We start from the raw sequence: 20,919 nt of genomic DNA, 5'->3' as shown, positions 1-20,919 counted from the left end.
ATTTATTTATAAATCTTATATCCATATTTATAATAAATCATTTAAATACAAGGAAAAACTTTATAAAGAAAAAGTAAATATAAGAGATAGTAAAATATTATATTTAGTTTATGGTTGTGTTATATGTATTTTTATAGTAACGCTTGTAGATGTAATACCTAAAAATTATGAAGGAATAAGTGGAGATAAATACAGTAAAATCGTGAAAAACACCTTTAATGGAAATTTGTCAATAGCAATGTCTTTAAATAGTAGATATGATTTAATAAGTTCAGGCTATGATGAAAAAGATAAAAACTTAGGGGGACCTCTTAAAATTGATAAAACTCATGTTTTTGATGTAAAAGCTATTGAGCCATATTATCTAAAAGGAAGTATAAAGGAAATATATGATGGTAAAAAGTGGACAAGCAAATATGATGCCGATAGTTTTATCGAACTCAAAAAGGATCAACAGTATAATCCTATCAAATTTAAAAGGAAGGATTCACTTAATAATTTAAGTCTAAAAAGTATCCGTATAACCCCTAATAAAAACTTAAAGACTACAAGTTTCTTTATGGTAGAAAAAACCATAAAAATAAGAGGAGCTTTAGATAAAATATATTGCAACGAAATTCCTTTATTTTTAAGTTCTAAAAAAATAAATAATCCATATAATGTTATATTTTATACTAATCCTTTTGAAAAAGAAACTTTTAAAAGTGTAGAAGGATATAGTAATGAGGAATATGAGAGTTATAATATATTACCAAGAAAAAAATGGGTAGATAAAAGTATATTAAAAGTTGCATTAAGTCATGTAGATAGCAGTGAAGATTTACCAGGCAACTATATTATAGGTAATGATTATATTGATTACTTATCTATTCCATCTACAGTTCCAAAAGAGGTTTATGATTTAACAAATCAAATAATAGAAGGTAAATATTCTAATTCAGAAAAAATTTATGCTATAAAAGATTACTTAAATAAAAATTATCCTTATAGTTTAGAGGTATCGAATATTCCTAAGGATGAAGAATTCGTGAATTACTTTTTATTTAAGGAACAAAAAGGATATTGCACATACTTTGCTACTACGACCACCATTATGTGTAGAATTGCTGGAATACCAGCAAGATATGTGGAAGGCTTCAAAATAGATGAAAAAAGTAAAAATAATAATGGAGAATATGAGGTGACTAACGGAGAAGCGCATGCATGGTGTGAAATTTTAAGTAATCCAAAAGACTATACATGGAAAATTGTAGACTCTACATCAACCCCAACAGAATGGGAAAGAAGCAAAGAAAAAGAAAAAAGTAAAATTAATATAGAGAGTAAAGATAACAATCAAAAAAATGTTGAAAGAATAGATAAAAATATTAGTACTATTGAAAGTTTAAAAACTGATTCCAAGAAAGTGTATAATTTATATGATGAAAAAGTTGTGAAAAACATATTTCCTGTAATTTCAATAGTACTTTATATTTTTATAAAAATTATCAAGTATATCAAGTGGAAGAAATACATTTATTCCTGTGAAAGTATTATTCCACTATATAATTTTTATTTATTTAGACTTGGTTCAATTGGAATAAAAAAACAGGATAGTATTGGAGATTTAGAATTTGTAAAATCTTTAAAGGATGATGAACTAAGAAAAAGGATGAATTTTTTAGTAAATGAAAGTTATAAAGAATTCTACGGTGAATTAAAATATGAAAAAGTAAACAAAATAGAGTATATTAGATTTATAGAAAATTATATAAAAAATAGAGAAGGAAAAAGCCTATACTGGTTAAGAAGATATTTTTCAAAAATCTAATGAAATATTATTTGTAAAGTAGGTGCCACCTTAAGCTTTGTTGTTAAGGTGGTGTTTATATAATAGATGTTTTTTTATATTGTATTTAGCAAGGGAGATGATTATGTGAAATATAAATTACTTTGTACAGATATGGATGGTACACTTTTAAATAATGATAAAATGGTAAGTGAAGGTACACTTGATGCTATAAAAAAAGCACATGATAAGGGAGCTAAAATTGCTATAACTACAGGAAGAATTTTTACATCGGCACGATATTATGGACATTTGTTAGGTATAAAAGCACCAATAATAGCATCTAATGGAGCATATATCAGAGAAGGGGAAAATGTTATATATAAATGTGTTCTTGGAATTGATAATTGCATAGAAATTTTAAATATATTTAGAAAACATGATTTAGTACCGCATTTTTATACAGCAAATGGTATTTTTGCAGGAGATACAAAATATACTTCTAGATTTTATGCAAAGTCAAATCAGGTTGTTCCAGATGAATTTAAAATAAATATAAAAAAAGTAAGCCAGTGGATAGGTATATTTGATAATTATGAGGAGGAAATTTTAAAAGCTGTTGCAATAGATGATGATCTTGAAAAACTAAAAAAAGCAAAGGATGAAATAAGAAGTTTAGGAAAATATGAAGTTGTAAGCTCCTTTTCTAATAATTTTGAAGTTATGAATAAAAATGTATCTAAGGGCAGAGCTGTAGAAATGCTTACAAAACATTTTAATATAACTAAAGATGAAGTTATAGCAATTGGAGATAGTGAAAATGATTTATCCATGATAAGTTATGCTGGATTAGGTATTGCTATGGAGAATGGAGAAGATCTAGTTAAAGATGTTGCAGCTTATATAACTGATAGTAATGATAATGAAGGAGTTAAAAAAGTTATAGAAAAATTTATATTAGAAGATGTGAACTAGAATATTATATAGTTTTAAGTATAAATGAATTTAAATGGTAGACTGTTTTAACATGTATGGCTATGAAAATGAAAAAATCATAGCCTTTATTTATTTAGTTATATAAATTTATATAATTAATATTAGTTTATAAAGTTTAAATAATTTTATTCAAATATAATAAGAAGAAATACATACTATAAAAATCTGTCTAAAAAGCGTATAATTTATAGAGGTATAATGGAATTTTAATAATTATCTAAATATGTGTGCTATTAAGTTATCATTAGTATATGTACTGTAGAGTTTGTTAAGTGGTAAACTTTACTATAGAATATATTATTTAATATGTTATAATATATTATTATTTTATTAAATGTAGAGAAGGCTAGTATAAATATTTAAAAATAAAGGAATAGTTATATTTTAATAAAGGGTACAATTTATTATTAAAGTATTAAACTTTATCAATAAATAGAGATTTAGCTTGTTTCATCATACATGTAAGGGGTATAATTTTAATTATACTGTATTTTAGAAATTATATATTTTATTAGAATTATAAAAAGCAGAACCTAGTATGGAGTTTTATTGTAAAAGTTTTATTTTAGTATTTATACTAGGTAAATTAGGGAGGAAAAAGTATGAATTTAAATATAGTATTGTTTCAACCTGAAATTCCTCAAAATACAGGAAACATAGGAAGAACTTGTGTACTTACAGATTGTAAATTACATCTTATAAAACCATTAGGATTTAGTTTAGATGAAAAAAGTTTAAAAAGAGCAGGATTAGATTATTGGCCATTATTAGATATAGAAATTCATGAGTCATATGAGGCTTTGAGGGAAAAATATAATAATGGTAATTTTTATTTTTGTACTACAAAAGCTACAAAATTTTATACTGATGTACAATTAAAACAAGGAGATTTTTTAGTTTTTGGAAGAGAGTCTAGTGGATTACCAGATTATATAAGAAATGAAAATGCAAATAACTTAATTAGGGTTCCAATGGTTGAAACTACTACAAGATCTTTAAATTTGTCAAATACTGTAGCAGTTATTGCATATGAAGGATTAAGACAAATCGGATTTAAAGGAATGAAGTAGGAGGGAGTTAAGATGAAAGAAAAAATAAAAATTATAACTGATTCTACTTGTGATATACCAAAGGAAATAGTAGAAAAATATGATATAGAGGTAATACCTCAAATAATTAATGTGGATGGACAATCATACTTAGATGGAGTGGAAATAACATTACCTACATTATTAGAAAAAATGGAAAAAAGCAATGAATTTCCTAAAACAGGTCAAATAAATCCACATAGATTTGTAGAAATATATGAAGGTTATTTAAAAGAAGGATACAAAATAGTAGCTATACACATGTCTTCGAAAATGAGTGGAACATATCAATCGGCATTAGTTGCCAAGGATTTATTAGAAACTGAAGATGTGTTTATTATAGATTCACAAGCAGTTTGTGCAGCGCTTGGAGTATTAGTATTAAAGGCGGCTATTTTAAGGGATAAAGGTTTAACGGCTAAGGAAATTTACGATGAAACTTTAGATACTGTAGATAAGGTTAGAAGTATAACATGTTTTCAATCATTAACTAATTTAATTAAAGGTGGAAGATTATCAAAAACAGCAGGAGCCATAGGAAGCTTTTTAGGAATAAAACTTTTATTGACTATAAAAGATGGTGAAATGACTGTTATGGAGAAAATAAGAGGAAATAAGAAAGTTCAAAGATCAATACTTGAATATCTCGAAAAATATGATCTTGATGAAGAATATCCTGTTATTGTTATAGAGTCAGACTTCAAAGAAGAAAATGCTTCTATATATGACAGTTCAAAAGAATTTTTAGGTAGCAAAAATGCTAAAGTATATGAATGTCCACCAGGATGTTCTGTTGGGGTACATTCAGGAAACAATGTATTTGCAATATTTTTTATAGAGAAGTAATATATATAATAATAGAGAATATATAAATAATAGAGATTTAGTAATCTCTATTTTTTTCTTTGAATTTATAAGAGAATATTGAAAAATGTTTCTATTTTCTTATTTAAATATTAACAAATTTTAGAACTATATAATCCGAGTAATAATATAATATTAGTAAAAAGGTATATATAAAGGTCATGTTATAAAAATAACAAGAACTATAAGGGTTTTTAGAGAAATATAAAGAAAAATGTTAAAAAAATAGTGAAAAAAATAGATAAAACTGTAAATTATTTAAAAATTCTAAATTGTTTATAGGTATTTCAAATACAAAACATTCTAAAAATTATAGAAATTTATCTTACGATGGTATATACTTAACTTGTAAGTTAAATTTCAAACAAATCTAAAAATTCAATAAATTATGGATGATATTTTCGAGAGATGATTTTATATATTTCAAAAAATAATATAAAGTAGCCGAAGAAGAAAGAATAAATTTTAGCCAAATTTAATTCGAAACTTTCAGGCAAAAGGATCGAAAATGGACATAACTCTGGAAAGCATGGGCACCGAAGGAGTAAAACTCTCAGGTTAAAAAGACAGGGCATAGGCAAGATTATATTTAATTTTGCATATGTCCTTTTATAGTTTAGGAGGTAATTAGGTGATAAAGCCATTATATATAGTTACAAACAATCCATTATCTAAAGAAAAATTTAAAAATAAATTTAAAATAATATATTTAGAAAAAAAAGCAGCTATAGATGTATTAAAAAAAGTTAGGGATGAGATACATTTAGGGCATGAGCTTTTAACTCACCCATTGATGAGTAGTGTAAAACCTAATGAAACTCCATATAGAACTGTTTGCTTATCAATAGAAAAAGGGTGTTTGGATATGCAATCACTAGATATAATTGAAGGAGCAATACACACAACAGAAAAGTTTTTAAGAGATTTCAAAACTCCAGATTGGAGTGAAAGAATATTACAAGATTTTCAGGTTATAGATTGCGATTTGATACATCACGCAATTGAATAAGGAGGGTAATTCATGGAAAAAAAGATTTATGATACGATTATTATCGGAGGTGGCCCAGCAGGATTAGCAGCAGCATTATATGCAGGAAGAGCTAAAATGAGTGCTATGCTTTTAGAAAGAGCTAAATTTGGTGGCCAAGCAGCTACAACTTCTGAAATAGAAAACTACCCAGGATCAATAAAAGATGAAACAGCTCCACAAATAGAAAGAATGAGACAACAAGCTGAAAACTTTGGAACAGAAATTGTTAAAGATGAAATTGTTAAAGTAGAATTAGAGGGAGAAATTAAGAAATTAGTAGGAAAATTAGGAGAGTATGAAGCAAAAACAATAATAATAGCTACAGGTGCTAATCCAAGACTTGCAGGATTTAAAAATGAAGTAGAGTTAAGAGGAAGAGGAGTTTCCTATTGTGCTACGTGTGATGCTGATTTCTTTGAAGAATTGGATGTTGCAGTAGTAGGTGGCGGAGATTCAGCATTAGATGAAGCTATATACTTAACAAAATTTGCTGAAAAAGTTACAGTAATTCATAGAAGAGATGAATTTAGAGGAAATAAATCAGTTCAACAAAGGGTATTCGATAATGATAAAATAGAAGTTCTTTGGGATTCTGTTGTTGCAGAAGCGATAGATGATGATGGAATACTTGGTGGATTAAAAATTAGAAATGTTAAAACAAATAATATAAGCGACTTGAATGTTCAAGGATGTTTTGTATTCGTAGGATATGATTCCAATACAAAAGTATTTGAAGGAACTAATTTAGCTTTAAGTGATAGAGGGGAAATCTTAACAGATGAAGATATGAGAACTAATATAGAAGGAGTTTATGCAGCTGGGGATGTTAGAAAAAAATCATTAAGACAAGTTATAACAGCAGCAGCAGATGGGGCTATAGCAGCAACTCAAGCAGAACACTATATTGCAAATAAATAATTCAGAAAATAAATTTTTTATATAATATTAAATATATTTTAAAAATTTAAATAATTAAATTAAAAGTAGGAGGAACTAAAAATGTTAGAAATCAGTAAGGATAACAAAGAATTATTTGAAACAGAAGTTATAGGAGAAAGTGAAAAACCAGTATTCGTTGACTTTTGGGGTGACAAATGTGAAATATGTAAACAATTAATGCCATCAGTTCATGAGTTAGAAGAAAAGTATGGTGATAAAATTAAATTTGCCAGCTTAAATATAACAGGAGCAAGAAGACTTGCTATAGCACAAAAAGTTTTAGGACTTCCAACAATGAAAATATACAAATCTGGAGAATGTGTAGAAACAATAACTCCAGATAAAATATCTAACATAGCAGATGTAGATAGCTTTATAAAAGCTTACTATGAAACATTATAATCTGAAAAAGTTAGTTATATTTGGTAGGCAGCTTAGCTGCTTACCTTAATATAAAATAAAAAATGAAAAGTTATATTAACTTTATATATTCTAGGAGGTGAATGTTTTGCGTCTAGAGATTGGAAATATTATTATAAAAGATCTTCAATTTGGACCAGAAACAAAAGTTGAAAAAGGAACTCTTTATGTTAATAAAGAAGAGTTGCTAAAAGAAGTGGGTGGAGATGAAAGAATAGAAAGTATTGACTTCGATATCGCAAGACCAGGTGAAGAAGTTAGAATTATTCCTGTAAAGGACGTAATTGAGCCAAGAGTAAAGGTTGAGGGAACTGGTGGAGTATTCCCAGGATTTATAAGTAAAGTTGATACAGTTGGTTCAGGAAAAACACATGTTTTAAAAGGTGCAGCGGTTGTTACAACTGGTAAGATTGTTGGGTTCCAAGAAGGTATCGTAGATATGTGTGGAGAAGGAGCTAAGTATACACCATTCTCCAAAACTAATAATTTAGTTGTTATTTGTGAACCAAAATCAGGGGTGAAGCAACATGAACATGAAGAAGCTGTAAGAATGATAGGATTCAAAACAGCTACGTACCTTGGAAAAGCTGGAAAGAATGTTGAACCAGATGAAGTCAAAACATTCGAAACATTACCACTATTAGAACAAGTTAAGCAATATCCAGATTTACCAAAGGTAGTATATGTGTATATGCTTCAAACACAAGGTTTACTACATGACACTTATGTATATGGAGTAGATGCTAAAAAAATAATACCAACATTTATTTATCCAACAGAGGTATTTGATGGTGCAATAGTTAGTGGAAACTGTGTATCTGCTTGTGATAAAAATCCATCATATGTACACATGAATCATCCAATAATAGAAGATTTATATGAAAGACATGGAAAAGATTTTAACTTTATTGGATGCATAATAACTAACGAAAATGTGTATCTTGCTGACAAAGAAAGATCTTCAAATATGGTTGCTAAATTAGTAGAATTTGTAGGAGCAGATGCAGCTATAATTTCTGAAGAAGGATTTGGTAACCCAGATGCAGATTTAGTTATGAACTGTAATAAAATATCAGCTAAAGGAGTAAAAACTGTACTTTTAACTGATGAGTATGCAGGACAAGACGGATGTTCTCAATCATTAGCTGACTCAACTCCAAAAGGAGATGCTGTAGTAACAGGAGGAAATGCTAATGAATTAATAGTACTTCCACCAATGAAAAGACTTATAGGACATGTTGAAGCAGCAGATATAATTGCTGGAGGACACGTTGGAAGTTTAAGAGAAGATGGATCAATAGAAGCTGAAATCCAAGTTATAACTGGAGCAACAAGTGAAGTAGGATTTAACTATTTATCAGCTAAAGGATTCTAATTTTAAAATATGATTTTGAAGATAGAGATTATAACAAATTAAGAGTAATTACGAAAGGAAGATGAAATTATGTTACAAGGAAAAAAGGCTATATGTATAGGGGATAGAGACGGAATACCAGGACCAGCGCTAGAAGCTTGCGTGAAATCAGCAGGTGCAGAAGTAGTTTTTGCATCAACAGAATGCTTTGTCTGAACAGCTGCAGGTGCAATGGATCTGGAGATCCAACAAAGAGTTAAAGATTTAACAGAAAAATTTGGTGCAGAAAATGTAGTTGTAATAATCGGTGGAGCAGAAGCAGAGGCATCAGGATTATCAGCAGAAACAGTTACAGCTGGAGACCCAACTTATGCAGGTCCTTTAGCTGGAATAGATTTAGGGTTAGCAGTATTCCATATAGTTGAACCAGAAGTTAAAGATGAATGTGATGCAGGAATATACGATGAACAATGCGGAATGATGGAAATGGTTTTAGAAGTAGATGAAATCATTGGAGAAGTAAAATCAATAAGAGAAGAGTTTAGTAAGTTTATTTAATTATTAGAGTATGTATAGTTAATTAATAAGAAAATAGATAATTTATAAATAAGAAGATAAAAGAAATAGAAATTGATAATCACCCCAAGGAGTACGGTGCTTGGGGGGATTCCCAATGAAGGGGGGATAACCATGATAAAAATAGTTCATTATATAAATCAATTCTACGCTGGAATAGGTGGAGAAGATAAAGCTGACTATAAACCAGAAGTTCGTGAAGGTTTTGTTGGACCAGGAATGGGACTTAACGGTCTATTAAAAAAAGAGGGTGCAGAAATAGTTGCAACTGTAGTATGCGGAGACTCTTATTTTGCCGAAAATACAGAAGAAGCTAAAAAAGAAATATTAGAGATGGTTAAAAAGTATGAACCAGATATGTTTATAGCTGGTCCAGCGTTTAATGCAGGTAGATATGGAGTTGCTTGTGGAGACGTGTCAACAGCAGTTAAGGAAGAATTAAACATACCAGTTTTAACTGCAATGTATGTTGAAAACCCTGGCGCTGATATGTACAAAAAATATGTGCACATAGTATCTACTAGAAATAGTGCAGTAGGTATGAGAGCAGCACTTCCTAAAATGGCTAAATTAGCACTTAAATTAGCTAAAGGTGAAGAAATAGGATCACCAGATGAAGAAGGATATATCGAAAGAGGCGTTAGAAAGAACTACTTTGCAACAGAAAGAGGTTCTAAAAGAGCAGTTGAAATGTTAGTTAAGAAATTAAAAGATGAAGAATTTGTAACGGAATTCCCAATGCCAAACTTTGATAGAGTTGAGCCAAATCCTCCAATAGTTGATATAACTAAAGCTAAAATTGCTATAGTTACTTCTGGTGGTATAGTTCCAAAGGGAAACCCAGATCACATAGAATCTTCAAGTGCATCAAAAATAGGTAAATATGATATCGAAGGAATCATGGATTTAACAAGTGAAACTCATGAAACAGCGCATGGTGGACACGATCCTGTATATGCTAATGATGATCCAGATAGAGTAATACCAGTTGATGTATTAAGAGAGATGGAGAAAGAAGGAAAAATAGGTTCACTACACAGATATTATTATTCAACAGTGGGAAATGGTACAGCAGTTGCTTCTACTAAAAAATATGGTGAATATACAGCTAAAGAATTAATAGCTGATGGTGTAGATGCAGTTATACTAACTTCTACGTGAGGAACTTGTACACGTTGCGGTGCAACGTTAGTTAAAGAAATAGAAAGAGCTGGATTACCAGTAGTTCATATGTGTACTATAACTCCAGTATCTGTAACAGTTGGAGCCAATAGAATTGTTCCAACAATAGCTATACCTCATCCACTTGGAAACCCAGCATTAAGTAAAGAGGATGAATATAACTTAAGAAAACATCTAGTGGAAAAAGCTTTAATAGCACTACAAACTCCAGTAGATGGTCAAAAAGTATTTGAATAATTAAAAAAGAGCAATTAGGGAACAATTGTTCCCTAATTACTCATAAATTTAATCATAGATAATGCAAAATGAACAGGAAATATCACTTGTTTATTTTGGATTATCTATATAAAGGTAATCTTATAAAAATTAAGTTAGATATATATAAAGGAAATAATAATAAACAGGTTCAAGGATTTATTTAATTAGATATGTCTTACTAAATAGTTAGATAAATTTATTGTGAATTTAATTCACATCTTTATAAAGGGAGGTTTTAGAATCATGAATTTTCCAGTATTAAAAAAAGCATCATATATTTTAGTGAACGCTCCAGATATGGTAATACATAATGGAACAACACAAACATCAGAAAGACAAACAAATCCAAACTCAGAATATTTAAAGGTATTAAAAGATCACTTAAGACCTTTTGATGAGGTTGTTGCATATGCACCAAATCAAACTTATATAGGAAATTTAACTCCAGAACAATTAAGTGAAATGCCAAGACCTTGGTTTGGAAAAAATGTGGAAAGTGCGAATAGGTTTGGTAAATTCGGGGAAGTTATGCCACAGGATGAATTCTATGGATTAATGAAAATATGCGATGTTTTTGACTTAGTAATATTAGAAGAAAATTTTGCAAATGGTGTAAAAGAAAAATTGGCTAAACACCCATTAATAGCTGATAAAGCAGAAAAAGTTGTTGGTGAAGGCATTGAGAAAATAAAAGAACTAGTTAACAATGTAGGTGCAGAAGGGTTATATGAAAAAGGTGAATTGGTAGGATGTGTAAGAAGAGCGCATGAAATGGATCCAAATTTATCAGCACATTATATGTTAGAGAATTTAGCAGTTAAAGCTTCCGGTGTTTTAGCTGGAATACACCTTGTAAATAATTTAGATATACCAATAAATGAAATAGAATATATAATAGAATGTTCAGAAGAAGCTATTGGTGATATGAATCAAAGAGGTGGAGGAAATATTGCTAAATCAATAGGAGAAGTTGTTGGTTTAACAGGAGCAACAGGTGCAGATATGAGAGGCTTCTGTGCAGGTCCATCTCATTCATTAATTACAGCAGCATCACTTGTTAAAAGTGGAATATATAAAAATGTTTTAGTTATAGCTGGAGGAGCTACAGCTAAACTTGGAATGAATGGTAGAGACCATATTAAGAAAAATATGCCAGTACTTGAAGATTGCTTAGGTGGATTTGCAGTTTTAGTTTCTCAAAATGATGGAGTAAGTCCAATCTTAAGAACTGATGTAATAGGAAGACATACAATAGGACATGGAGCTTCACCACAAGCAGTGTTAGAAGCTTTAGTTTTAGATCCATTAATATCAAATGGAATAAAAATAACAGAAGTTAATAAGTTTGCTCCTGAAATGCAAACTCCAGATATAACAGAGCCAGCTGGTGCTGGAGATGTTCCAACACAAAACTATAAAATGATAGGAGCATTAGCTGTTAAAAAAGGACAATTAGAGAGAAAAGAATTACCAAATTTCGTTAAAGAACATGGATATCCAGGATTTGCACCAACTCAAGGACATATTCCATCAGGTGTACCAATAGTAGGACATGGAATAGATCATATTAAAAATGGTATTTTAGATAATTTCATGATAATTGGTAAAGGAAGCTTATTCTTAGGAAGAATGACCAACTTATTTGATGGTGTTTCTATATTGGTAGAGAAAAACACTGGAGTAGTTGAAGAAAATTCAGGAATAAGCAAGGATGAAGTTAAATCAATGGTTGCAGATGCAATGAAGGATTTTGCAACATTCTTATCAAAAGATATGGAATAATAAAATATAGATGCAGTTCCTCAATTTGAGGGACTACATCTTAGAAAAGGGGTGTAAATATGAGCCAAAACTCAACTAAAGTAATGATAGCTGAAGTATTTAATGATATAGCAAATGGAATCAAGAGTGGACAATTTAAGAAAAGAGTAAGAATCGGTTTAACTATATTAGGCTCAGAGCACGGCGTTGAAGAGATGGTTAGAGCAGCTGAGCTATGTAAAGCTAAATATGGCGATTTTGATATAGTTTTAATAGGATCAAAAGTTGATGCTGACTTTGAAGTGATTGAAGTAGCAACACCAGAAGAAGGTCATAAAAAAATGACTGAGATGCTTGAAAAAGGAGAATTAGATGGTTGTGTTACACAACATTTTGATTTCCCAATAGGGGTTTCTACTATAGGGAAAGTTCAGACTCCAGGTTTAGGAAAAGAAATGATATTAGCAACTACAACAGGAACTACTTCAACAAATAGGGTTGAAGGTATGGTCAAAAATGCTATATCTGGTATAGCTGTTGCAAAAGCAAATGGAATTAAAAATCCGAAAGTAGGTATATTAAATTTAGATGGAGCTAGACAAGTAGAAAGAATATTAAATGAGACTAAGGTGGCTGGATATGACTTTGAATTTTCAGATTCATTAAGAGCAGATGGTGGAGCTATTATGAGAGGAAACGACTTATTAGCTGGAACTCCAGATGTTATGGTTTGTGACTCTTTAACAGGAAACTTATTAATTAAAGTTTTCTCCTCATTTACAACAGGTGGTAACTATGAAACTGTTGGAGCTGGCTATGGTCCTGGTGTAGGGGAAGATTATGATAAGCTTGTGAACATAGTGTCAAGAGCTTCAGGTGCACCACTTATAGCAGAAGCGTTAAGGTACTGTGCAACTTGTGCAGAAAATAAAGTTTTAGATATAGCAAGAGAAGAATTTAAAAGTGCAAATGAAGCAGGACTTCAAGAATTCATAGATAAGACTGCCAAAAAGGCAAATAAAAATGAAAGTGCAGAAGAAAATGTAAAAATGCCGCCTAAGAAGGTTGTTACGTTTTCAATTGCAGGAATAGATATTTTAGAGTTAGAAAATGCATGTAGAACTTTATGGAAAGAAAATATTTATTCAGAAAGTGGAATGGGATGTACAGGTCCTATAGTGTTAGTAGCAGAAGAAGAATCTGAAAAGGCTATAGAAATTTTAAGAAAATCAGAATATTTAGGATAATATTTTGTAGAGATAATTAGGTTGTCATATCAATAAAAGATTAGTAATTAAATGTATAATTGATATTAATAAGCTATAAATAATGAAATTTATAGCTTATTTTATTCCAGACTAGAAAAAATGAATTTATATGGAAAAAATATTAAAATTATTTAAACAAATCCCTGTAGAAATATGTATTAAATTTAGACTGAATTAAATAAAAACTTACATTATTCAGAAAAAATTAAACATATATTAAAAAAATACAAAAAAAGTTTGAACAATAAATTAATTTTAACCTAATTAAAAAAAACTTGTATAATTGAAAAAATATAGTATATTACATATGTACTTTGAGTGTAGTACATACTGTTTGGAGTATATACTATATATAAAAAAAACATAAAAAGCACTATAAAAAACTAACAAAAACATTAAACATATTATTAAATATGTTATAAATTCATTTATAGTGTATATTTGTAGAGTAAATTTAAAAAATTAAAAAAGTAGTTGAATAAATATATAGTTTTTAATTATAATAATTAGGGGAAGATTATATATAGTAAAAACATTAAGTTAATTAAAAGAATTTTTACTTTTTATATAATTAAGTGTAATCTTAGGAGGTTAGTTTTATGAAAGCAAAAAAATTAGTAGCGATACTAATGTCAGCGATGTTAACAGCTTCAGTTTTAGTTGGATGTGGATCATCTGCTGGTAACGGAGAGGGAAAAGATAATGCTGGATCAGAATCAAAAGTTATGATTGGACTTGCTACAGACGAAGGTGGTTTAAATGACAAGTCTTTCAACCAATCAGCTGATACTGGTGTTAAAAAAGCTCAGGAAGAATTTGGTTTAGAGTATAAACCAATAGAATCTTCAAAGAAAGAAGATTATGAACCAAACTTACAAGCATTAGTAGATGAAGGAAGTACTTTAACTTTTGCAGTAGGATATCAATTATCAGAGGCTATAAAAAATATAGCACAAGCAAATCCAGATAGCCATTTTGCTATTATAGATGAAAATGTTGAAGGTGTAGATAACATACAATCAATAACATTCAAAGAGGAAGAAGGTTCTTTCTTAATGGGAGTTATTGCAGGTAAAATGACAAAAACAAACAAAATTGGTTTTATTGGAGGAAAAGATGTTCCAACAATAAATAAATTTGAAAGTGGTTTTGTAGCTGGGGTTAAAGCAGTTAATCCAGAAGCTGCAAAAGGATTAGAAAGTCCAGATGGAGAAAAAGCAGGATCTACTATAAAATATGCAGACTCATTTAATGATACAAATAAAGGATATGAGCTTGCAAAATCATTATATGATTCAGGCTGTGATGTTATATACCATTCTTCAGGAGGAACTGGAACAGGTATGTTTAAAGCAGCTAAGGAATTAAAAGACAAAGGTAAAGAGGTTTGGGGTATAGGTGTTGATATGGACCAAACAATAACTCTTCCAGAGTATGCTGATGTAATTCTATCTTCAATGATAAAGAAAGTTGAATTAGCAACATATGAAGCAGCTAAAGATGCTAAAGATGGAAAATTTGAAGGTGGACATAAAGTTTTAGGAATTAAAGAAGGCGGAATAGATATTGCTGAAACAACAAGTAAAAATACTCCAGAAGATGTTGTAAAGCTAGTTCAAGAATATAAAGAAAAAATATCTAAAGGTGAAGTTGTAGTACCAGCAGATAGAAAAGGTGCTAAGGAATTTAAAGCTGAGTAGCTTATAATACACAATGAAAGCTAGGTGTCTAGTTACATCTAGCTTTTGTTAGTAAAATACCTTTTAAATAGTTAAATTATATTAGATAAATTATAATAAAGTTAGAGGTTTGGGTTTACTAATAAAGAGGGAAGTTATTAGTATAAGGAGGAAAAGGAATGAACAAGGTAATAGAAATGAAAGGTATAACCAAGATTTTTCCTGGAACTATTGCCAATGATAATGTGGATTTTGAGCTTTTAAAAAGCGAAACTCATGTTTTACTTGGAGAAAATGGTGCAGGTAAAACTACACTTATGAATATATTATATGGATTATACCAACCTGAAAAAGGTGAGATATATGTAAAGGGAAGTTTACAAAAAATAACTAGTCCAAATGATGCTATTAAATTAGGTGTAGGTATGGTTCACCAACACTTTATGCTTGTTGAAAATTTTACAGTAGCAGAAAATATAATTTTAGGTACAGAACCTAAAAAGGGAATAAAGCTAGATATTGACTCTGCAGTGAAAAGTGTTGAAGAAATATCAAATAAATATGGATTTGCTATAGATCCCAATGCAGTAATAGAAGATATTTCTGTTGGTCAACAACAAAAGGTTGAAATTTTAAAAGCTCTTTATAGAGGTGCTGAAATTTTAATATTAGATGAGCCTACAGCAGTATTAACACCACAAGAAATTGAAGAATTAGGTAATATTATAGAAAATCTTAAAAAAGAGGGAAAATCAGTAATATTAATAACTCATAAGTTAAAAGAAGTTATGAGTATGAGTGATAGGGTTACTATTATAAGAAGAGGAAAAGTAACAGGAACAGTTTTAACTAAGGAAACTAATATAGATCAACTTGCTGAATTGATGGTTGGAAGAAAAGTTAACTTAGTGGTAGAAAAAGATGAGTGTAATAAAAAAGATAAAATTTTAAATATAGAAAATTTATCTGCTATAGACCAAAGAGGCGTTGAGGTAATAAAAAATATAGATCTTGATGTATATGGTGGCGAAATATTAGGTATAGCAGGTGTTGACGGTAATGGACAAACAGAACTGTTAGAAGTAATAACAGGACTTAGAAAGCCTAAAGATGGAAAGATATCCGTAAAAGGAAAAGATATATATGGTAAGACACCAAGAGAAATTGAAAAATCAGGTGTTGCGCATATTCCAGAAGACAGGCATAAAAGAGGATTAGTTCTTAAATATTCATTGCTTGAAAACTCAATTCTTGGTATTCATAAGAAAAAGCCGTTTTCTAATGGAATAGTGATGAACTATAAAGCTATTAAAGAACACTGTAATAAATTAATAGAAGAATTTGATGTTAGAACACCTAATAATTCTGTTAATGCTTCTTCATTATCTGGAGGAAATCAGCAAAAATTAATAGCTGCAAGGGAAATATATAAAGATCCAGAGCTACTAATAGCAGCTCAACCTACAAGAGGAATAGACGTTGGGGCAATTGAGTATATACATAAGAGATTAGTTGGGGAAAGAGACAAAGGAAAAGCGGTTCTATTAGTTTCTTTAGAATTAGATGAGATTTTAGCTCTATCAGATAGAATAGCAGTTATGTATGATGGGAAAGTTGTTGCGGTGTTAGATAGAAAAGACGCCGATGAACAAAAGCTAGGTATACTTATGGCTGGAGGATCAATAGATGACATGAAGAAAGGAGCTGAAAAATAATGTTACAGAAACTAAAAAAAGCTTTAAAACCTATATTATTTCCATTTTTGGCAATATTTCTTTCTTTATTTGTTTCAGTATTCTTTGTTATGTGGGCAAAGGGATATTCTATAACACAATATTTTACAGCAGTTAGTGATTTAATTGGAACAATTTGGAATGGTAGCTTTGGAACTGAAAGAAATGTCATGAATACTATTGCAGAGATGAGTCCACTTATATTTGCAGGGGTTGCCAATGCAGTGGCATTTAGAACAGGACTATTTAATATAGGTGTAGCTGGACAATTTGCAATGGGAATGATTTCAGCTGGTATCATAGGAACGATTCCAGGACTAAATCCTGTGGTTCATGTTATATTAATTATACTTGGTGGTATTTTAGCAGGTACTATATGGGGTGGAATTCCAGGATTCTTAAGAGCAAGATTTGGAACTAGTGAAGTTATAAATACTATAATGCTTAACTATATATCAATGTTCCTTGCAAATTATATTATATTAAAAACTAGGTTTGGTGTTCCAGGAAAGGCTAGAACTCCAATAATAGAAAAAAGTGCACAGCTTACAAGGTTCATGCCAAGTGCACCAGCTAATATAAGTATATTTATAGCAATAGCAGTAGCAATATTTATATTTTGGTTATTATGGAAAACAACTATTGGCTATGAAATAAGAGCAGTAGGTATTAATCCACATGCTGCAGAGTATGGTGGTATAAGTGTTGCAAAAAATGCAATACTTGCAATGGTTATATCAGGTGCTATAGCAGGACTTGGTGGAGCTTTACATGTAGCAGGTGTAAATCACATGGTTCAAGATTTTATGGCTGTTCCAAACTATGGATTTGATGGAATCGCAGTAGCACTTTTAGCTAAAAACAATCCAATAGGATGTATCGCTTCAGCTGTATTATTTGCAGCACTTAATACAAGTGCAAGAGCACTTCAATTAAATGGAATACCAAAAGAAATTGTATTCTTAATACAAGCAATAATAATTATATTTGTAGCAACAGATTATATTATGAAATACTTTGAAGAGAAAAAGAAGAAAGGGGCGATAATAAATGGATAATGTTAATATACTTTCATTAATAACGTCTACTTTAAGAATTGCAACGCCTCTAATTTTTGCAGCACTTGGTGGAATGTTTTCAGAAAGAGCTGGAGTAGTAAATATAGGACTTGAAGGTATGATGACCATGGGAGCATTCTTTGCTGTGTATGTTACACATATAACAGGAAGCCCTATCATGGGTATTTTCGGTGGAGTGTTGGCAGGTGGATTACTTGCATTGATACATGCAGTTTTAAGTATAAACTTAAGAGCAGATCAAGTTATATCAGGTACGGCTATAAACTTATTTGCAACAGCACTTTCTAGTTTCTTAATTATGAAGCTTTTTGGAAAGGGTGGTCAAACAGACCTAGTTAAAGGATTGCCATTTCATGTTCCAAAAGCAATTTCTAATTTGCCAATCATAGGAAATCTCTTAAATGGGATTAACTGGTTCGTTATATTAGCTATAATTTTAGTATTTGTATCATACTTTGTAATGTATAAAACAGCATTTGGTTTAAGAGTAAGAGCTGTAGGTGAACATCCAAAGGCAGCAGATACATTAGGAATAAATGTTTATAAAACAAGATATATTTGTGTTGTAATATCAGGAATGTTAGCAGGACTTGGTGGAGCTGCACTATCATTAGGTATTACACCAATGTTTAAAGAAAACATGGTTGCAGGAAGAGGATTTATAGCACTTGCAGCTATGATATTTGGTAACTGGAAGCCGTTTGGAATCTTAGGAGCATGTTTATTATTTGGTTTTGGAGAAGCATTCCAAATAACAGCTCAAGGTTTTTCATGGTCATTACCAACAGAGTTCTATTCTGCGATACCATATATATTAACAATGTTAGCATTAGCAGGATTTGTTGGTAAAACTCAAGGACCAGCAGCATCAGGTGAACCTTACGAAAAAGGATCAAGATAGACAAAAATGGTATTAGACTAAAGTCTAATACCATTTTTATTTTTTAGAAATATAAAAAATAAAATTTAGATTTTATATAAAATATCCTATAAAGTTATTATTTTTGTATAAACTAAGTAAAGAAAATGTTAAAAACATTGTAAAGTATTAAAAATATATTACAAAATAGAAAAAGTATAGTATAATTATAGTGCTAATATTTTAAAAATTTAGAATTTTCTCATGAAAAAATATATACTAATATATAGTATTAAAAATTATTTGCTTTGAGTTGAATAAGAAAATGTAATAATGAAGAATTGAATTTTAAAAATAAGATTATTATAAAGAAATGACCTTATATTTAAGGGGATTTATAAAATTGTTTTTATTATTAACTAAATATAGGTATAACTATATTTAGTTAATAATAATTTAAACTGGAGTCAAGTTTTTTAAAATTTAGCAATATGATTTGATTTGCAAATTTAGATAAAATATAAAGATTAGGATTAGAATTATTAATTCTTAATTGAAAGAGAAAGTTAATTTCTCGCTTGATAAATGAATAACTTTAGAATTTTTTTTATAAAACTATATATTGTATAGATTTTATGTTTTGATATTTTCATTATTAAAAGTGAAAATGTTAAAATTAAATGATAAGATGCTTTTCAGATTTATAATATGAAAGGCTATAAAAACTAATCATGTGAAATGGATAAAATGTTAGGGGGTTGCTTTGTGAATAGGATAAAAAGTATTTCAGGTCCAAATAAAGAGGAGGTTTGGGAATGGGTAAGTGACAAAATTAATGGGAAAATAACTGTTTCTGCAAATAAAGGTAGAAAAATAGAGGCTAAATATAAAAAATGGCCTATTGTAATGGAATACTATACAATGATGGCAGGAAACATACCTATAAGTTACACTAGAGTCAGAGCTACTTTTACTAATATAGATGGTTTCAAATTTAAAATTACAAATAGAAATAATTTAAATACTATCGGTGAAGATTTAGATATGAAAAAATTTACCGAATTAGATAAAGAATTAATAGAACAATTTATAATAATGACAAATAATGTTCAAGGTATTAAACCTATATTAGAGAATAAATATATAATGGATACATTATCAAGTTATAATAAATTTGTACTAGAAATCAAGGAATTAGATGATTGTGGAAAAAGCTTAGGTGAATATTCTAATGAAATTGTGTTTAGAACTTCAGGAATTATTAAAAATGGAGAACAATTAAAGCAATTATACAATACTGTTTGTAAAACACTAGACAATTTAGCATAGCAATCATAAAAAATAAATTACAGTAATAAATTAGAAAGGAAAAGAATATTAATATAATGTTCTTTTCCTTTTTTATGTGTAAAAATTGAATTGAAATTTATATAAATAGTATGATAGGAGGAATTTTATGAAAATAGTAGTTATTAAGGAATTTGATAATACAAGTGAGCGAATTGAAGAAATAAAAAATGAAATTGAAAAAAAGGCATTATTAAATAAGGAAGATAGTAAAATATCAGATAAAGATTTCATATTTACAACTGAAGAGCATCATTTGGAAGATAGTAAAGAAATAATAGGAACTATGGTTCTAAAAAAAGTAGATGATAAAGTTTATAAAATAAATAAAATTAACTTATTAGAAAATAGAAGGAATTTAGGTTTAGGAGGTGCTATGGTAAAATATGCATTAGAGGTAGTAAAGAAAAATTGTGGAAAATCTATAATTGTAGATGATGATAAAATGTTAAAAGATTTTTATATTAAATTAGGTTTTATACAAGATAAGAATAATAAATTGATAATGAATATATAACATTTAAAATTTTAAATTATCTGTTTGTTAATCAATAAATTTCATAACTAATTAAAACCTTGTTTAAATAAAGAATTTATGTGAGAAGTGGTGTTTTGTTTTAATATAATTATTATATAAATAAAGTCGATTAAGATGTAGTTAACTCTACTCTTAAGTCGGCTTTATTTCATATATAACATTGTTTAAAAGAACAGGTAA

Annotated in this window: 18 protein-coding genes and 1 riboswitch; all 18 genes read left to right on the top strand. The window is 29.3% G+C overall.

The window, feature by feature from the left end:
• Positions 1-1,810, top strand: a 1,810-nt coding sequence (locus CSGHG_RS08895; RefSeq protein ID WP_010294281.1) for a transglutaminase-like domain-containing protein, incomplete at its 5' end; no start/stop codon positions are given.
• Positions 1,811-1,915: 105 nt separating this feature from the next.
• Positions 1,916-2,743, top strand: a complete 828-nt coding sequence (locus CSGHG_RS08890; protein ID WP_026022288.1) for a Cof-type HAD-IIB family hydrolase — start codon at positions 1,916-1,918, stop codon at positions 2,741-2,743.
• Between the two features lie 623 nt (positions 2,744-3,366).
• Positions 3,367-3,834 (top strand): tRNA (cytidine(34)-2'-O)-methyltransferase, encoded by a 468-nt coding sequence (locus CSGHG_RS08885; RefSeq protein ID WP_010294278.1) that lies wholly within the window; start codon positions 3,367-3,369, stop codon positions 3,832-3,834.
• A 12-nt stretch (positions 3,835-3,846) separates the two neighbouring features.
• The gene (locus CSGHG_RS08880; RefSeq protein WP_010294277.1) at positions 3,847-4,698 is read left to right on the top strand and encodes a DegV family protein; all 852 of its coding nucleotides are present in this window, start codon (positions 3,847-3,849) and stop codon (positions 4,696-4,698) included.
• A gap of 410 nt (positions 4,699-5,108) precedes the next feature.
• A riboswitch (glycine riboswitch) is annotated at positions 5,109-5,231 on the top strand.
• Positions 5,232-5,347: 116 nt separating this feature from the next.
• Positions 5,348-5,725, top strand: coding sequence for a GrdX family protein (locus CSGHG_RS08875; protein WP_010294276.1), 378 nt, complete (start codon positions 5,348-5,350; stop codon positions 5,723-5,725).
• 12 nt (positions 5,726-5,737) lie between these two features.
• Positions 5,738-6,664: a thioredoxin-disulfide reductase gene (gene trxB, locus CSGHG_RS08870; RefSeq protein ID WP_010294275.1), complete on the top strand. Its 927-nt coding sequence runs from the start codon at positions 5,738-5,740 to the stop codon at positions 6,662-6,664.
• An 81-nt stretch (positions 6,665-6,745) separates the two neighbouring features.
• Positions 6,746-7,087 carry a thioredoxin family protein gene (locus CSGHG_RS08865; RefSeq protein ID WP_010294274.1) on the top strand — a complete coding sequence of 114 codons (342 nt, stop codon included), beginning with the start codon at positions 6,746-6,748 and terminating at the stop codon, positions 7,085-7,087.
• A gap of 106 nt (positions 7,088-7,193) precedes the next feature.
• Positions 7,194-8,480 carry a glycine/sarcosine/betaine reductase component B subunit gene (locus CSGHG_RS08860; protein WP_010294273.1) on the top strand — a complete coding sequence of 429 codons (1,287 nt, stop codon included), beginning with the start codon at positions 7,194-7,196 and terminating at the stop codon, positions 8,478-8,480.
• Positions 8,481-8,549: 69 nt separating this feature from the next.
• Complete coding sequence (gene grdA, locus CSGHG_RS08850; protein ID WP_081496282.1) at positions 8,550-9,017, top strand: glycine/sarcosine/betaine reductase complex selenoprotein A; 468 nt, start codon at positions 8,550-8,552, stop codon at positions 9,015-9,017.
• 132 nt (positions 9,018-9,149) lie between these two features.
• Positions 9,150-10,454, top strand: a complete 1,305-nt coding sequence (gene grdB / locus CSGHG_RS08845; RefSeq protein ID WP_081496281.1) for a glycine reductase complex selenoprotein B — start codon at positions 9,150-9,152, stop codon at positions 10,452-10,454.
• Between the two features lie 264 nt (positions 10,455-10,718).
• Positions 10,719-12,257 carry a glycine/sarcosine/betaine reductase complex component C subunit beta gene (grdC, locus tag CSGHG_RS08835; RefSeq protein ID WP_010294265.1) on the top strand — a complete coding sequence of 513 codons (1,539 nt, stop codon included), beginning with the start codon at positions 10,719-10,721 and terminating at the stop codon, positions 12,255-12,257.
• A gap of 59 nt (positions 12,258-12,316) precedes the next feature.
• Positions 12,317-13,483, top strand: coding sequence for a glycine/sarcosine/betaine reductase complex component C subunit alpha (grdD, locus tag CSGHG_RS08830; protein WP_010294264.1), 1,167 nt, complete (start codon positions 12,317-12,319; stop codon positions 13,481-13,483).
• 620 nt (positions 13,484-14,103) lie between these two features.
• A complete protein-coding gene (locus CSGHG_RS08825) occupies positions 14,104-15,204 on the top strand; it encodes a BMP family lipoprotein (protein WP_010294263.1) in 1,101 nt (366 codons plus the stop codon).
• Between the two features lie 158 nt (positions 15,205-15,362).
• Complete coding sequence (locus CSGHG_RS08820) at positions 15,363-16,898, top strand: ABC transporter ATP-binding protein (protein ID WP_010294262.1); 1,536 nt, start codon at positions 15,363-15,365, stop codon at positions 16,896-16,898.
• Complete coding sequence (locus CSGHG_RS08815) at positions 16,898-17,974, top strand: ABC transporter permease (protein WP_010294261.1); 1,077 nt, start codon at positions 16,898-16,900, stop codon at positions 17,972-17,974. Before CSGHG_RS08820 ends, CSGHG_RS08815 begins: the two co-directional genes overlap by 1 nt.
• Positions 17,967-18,896 (top strand): ABC transporter permease, encoded by a 930-nt coding sequence (locus CSGHG_RS08810; RefSeq protein ID WP_010294259.1) that lies wholly within the window; start codon positions 17,967-17,969, stop codon positions 18,894-18,896. Before CSGHG_RS08815 ends, CSGHG_RS08810 begins: the two co-directional genes overlap by 8 nt.
• 723 nt (positions 18,897-19,619) lie before the next feature.
• The gene (locus CSGHG_RS08805; protein ID WP_010294258.1) at positions 19,620-20,183 is read left to right on the top strand and encodes a hypothetical protein; all 564 of its coding nucleotides are present in this window, start codon (positions 19,620-19,622) and stop codon (positions 20,181-20,183) included.
• A 127-nt stretch (positions 20,184-20,310) separates the two neighbouring features.
• The gene (locus CSGHG_RS08800; RefSeq protein ID WP_010294256.1) at positions 20,311-20,718 is read left to right on the top strand and encodes a GNAT family N-acetyltransferase; all 408 of its coding nucleotides are present in this window, start codon (positions 20,311-20,313) and stop codon (positions 20,716-20,718) included.
• The last annotated feature ends 201 nt before the right edge of the window (positions 20,719-20,919 follow it).

The sequence above is a fragment of the Clostridium senegalense JC122 genome (assembly GCF_000285575.1).
Taxonomy (GTDB): domain Bacteria; phylum Bacillota; class Clostridia; order Clostridiales; family Clostridiaceae; genus Clostridium_J; species Clostridium_J senegalense.
This window is presented reverse-complemented; position numbering and strand designations above follow the sequence as displayed.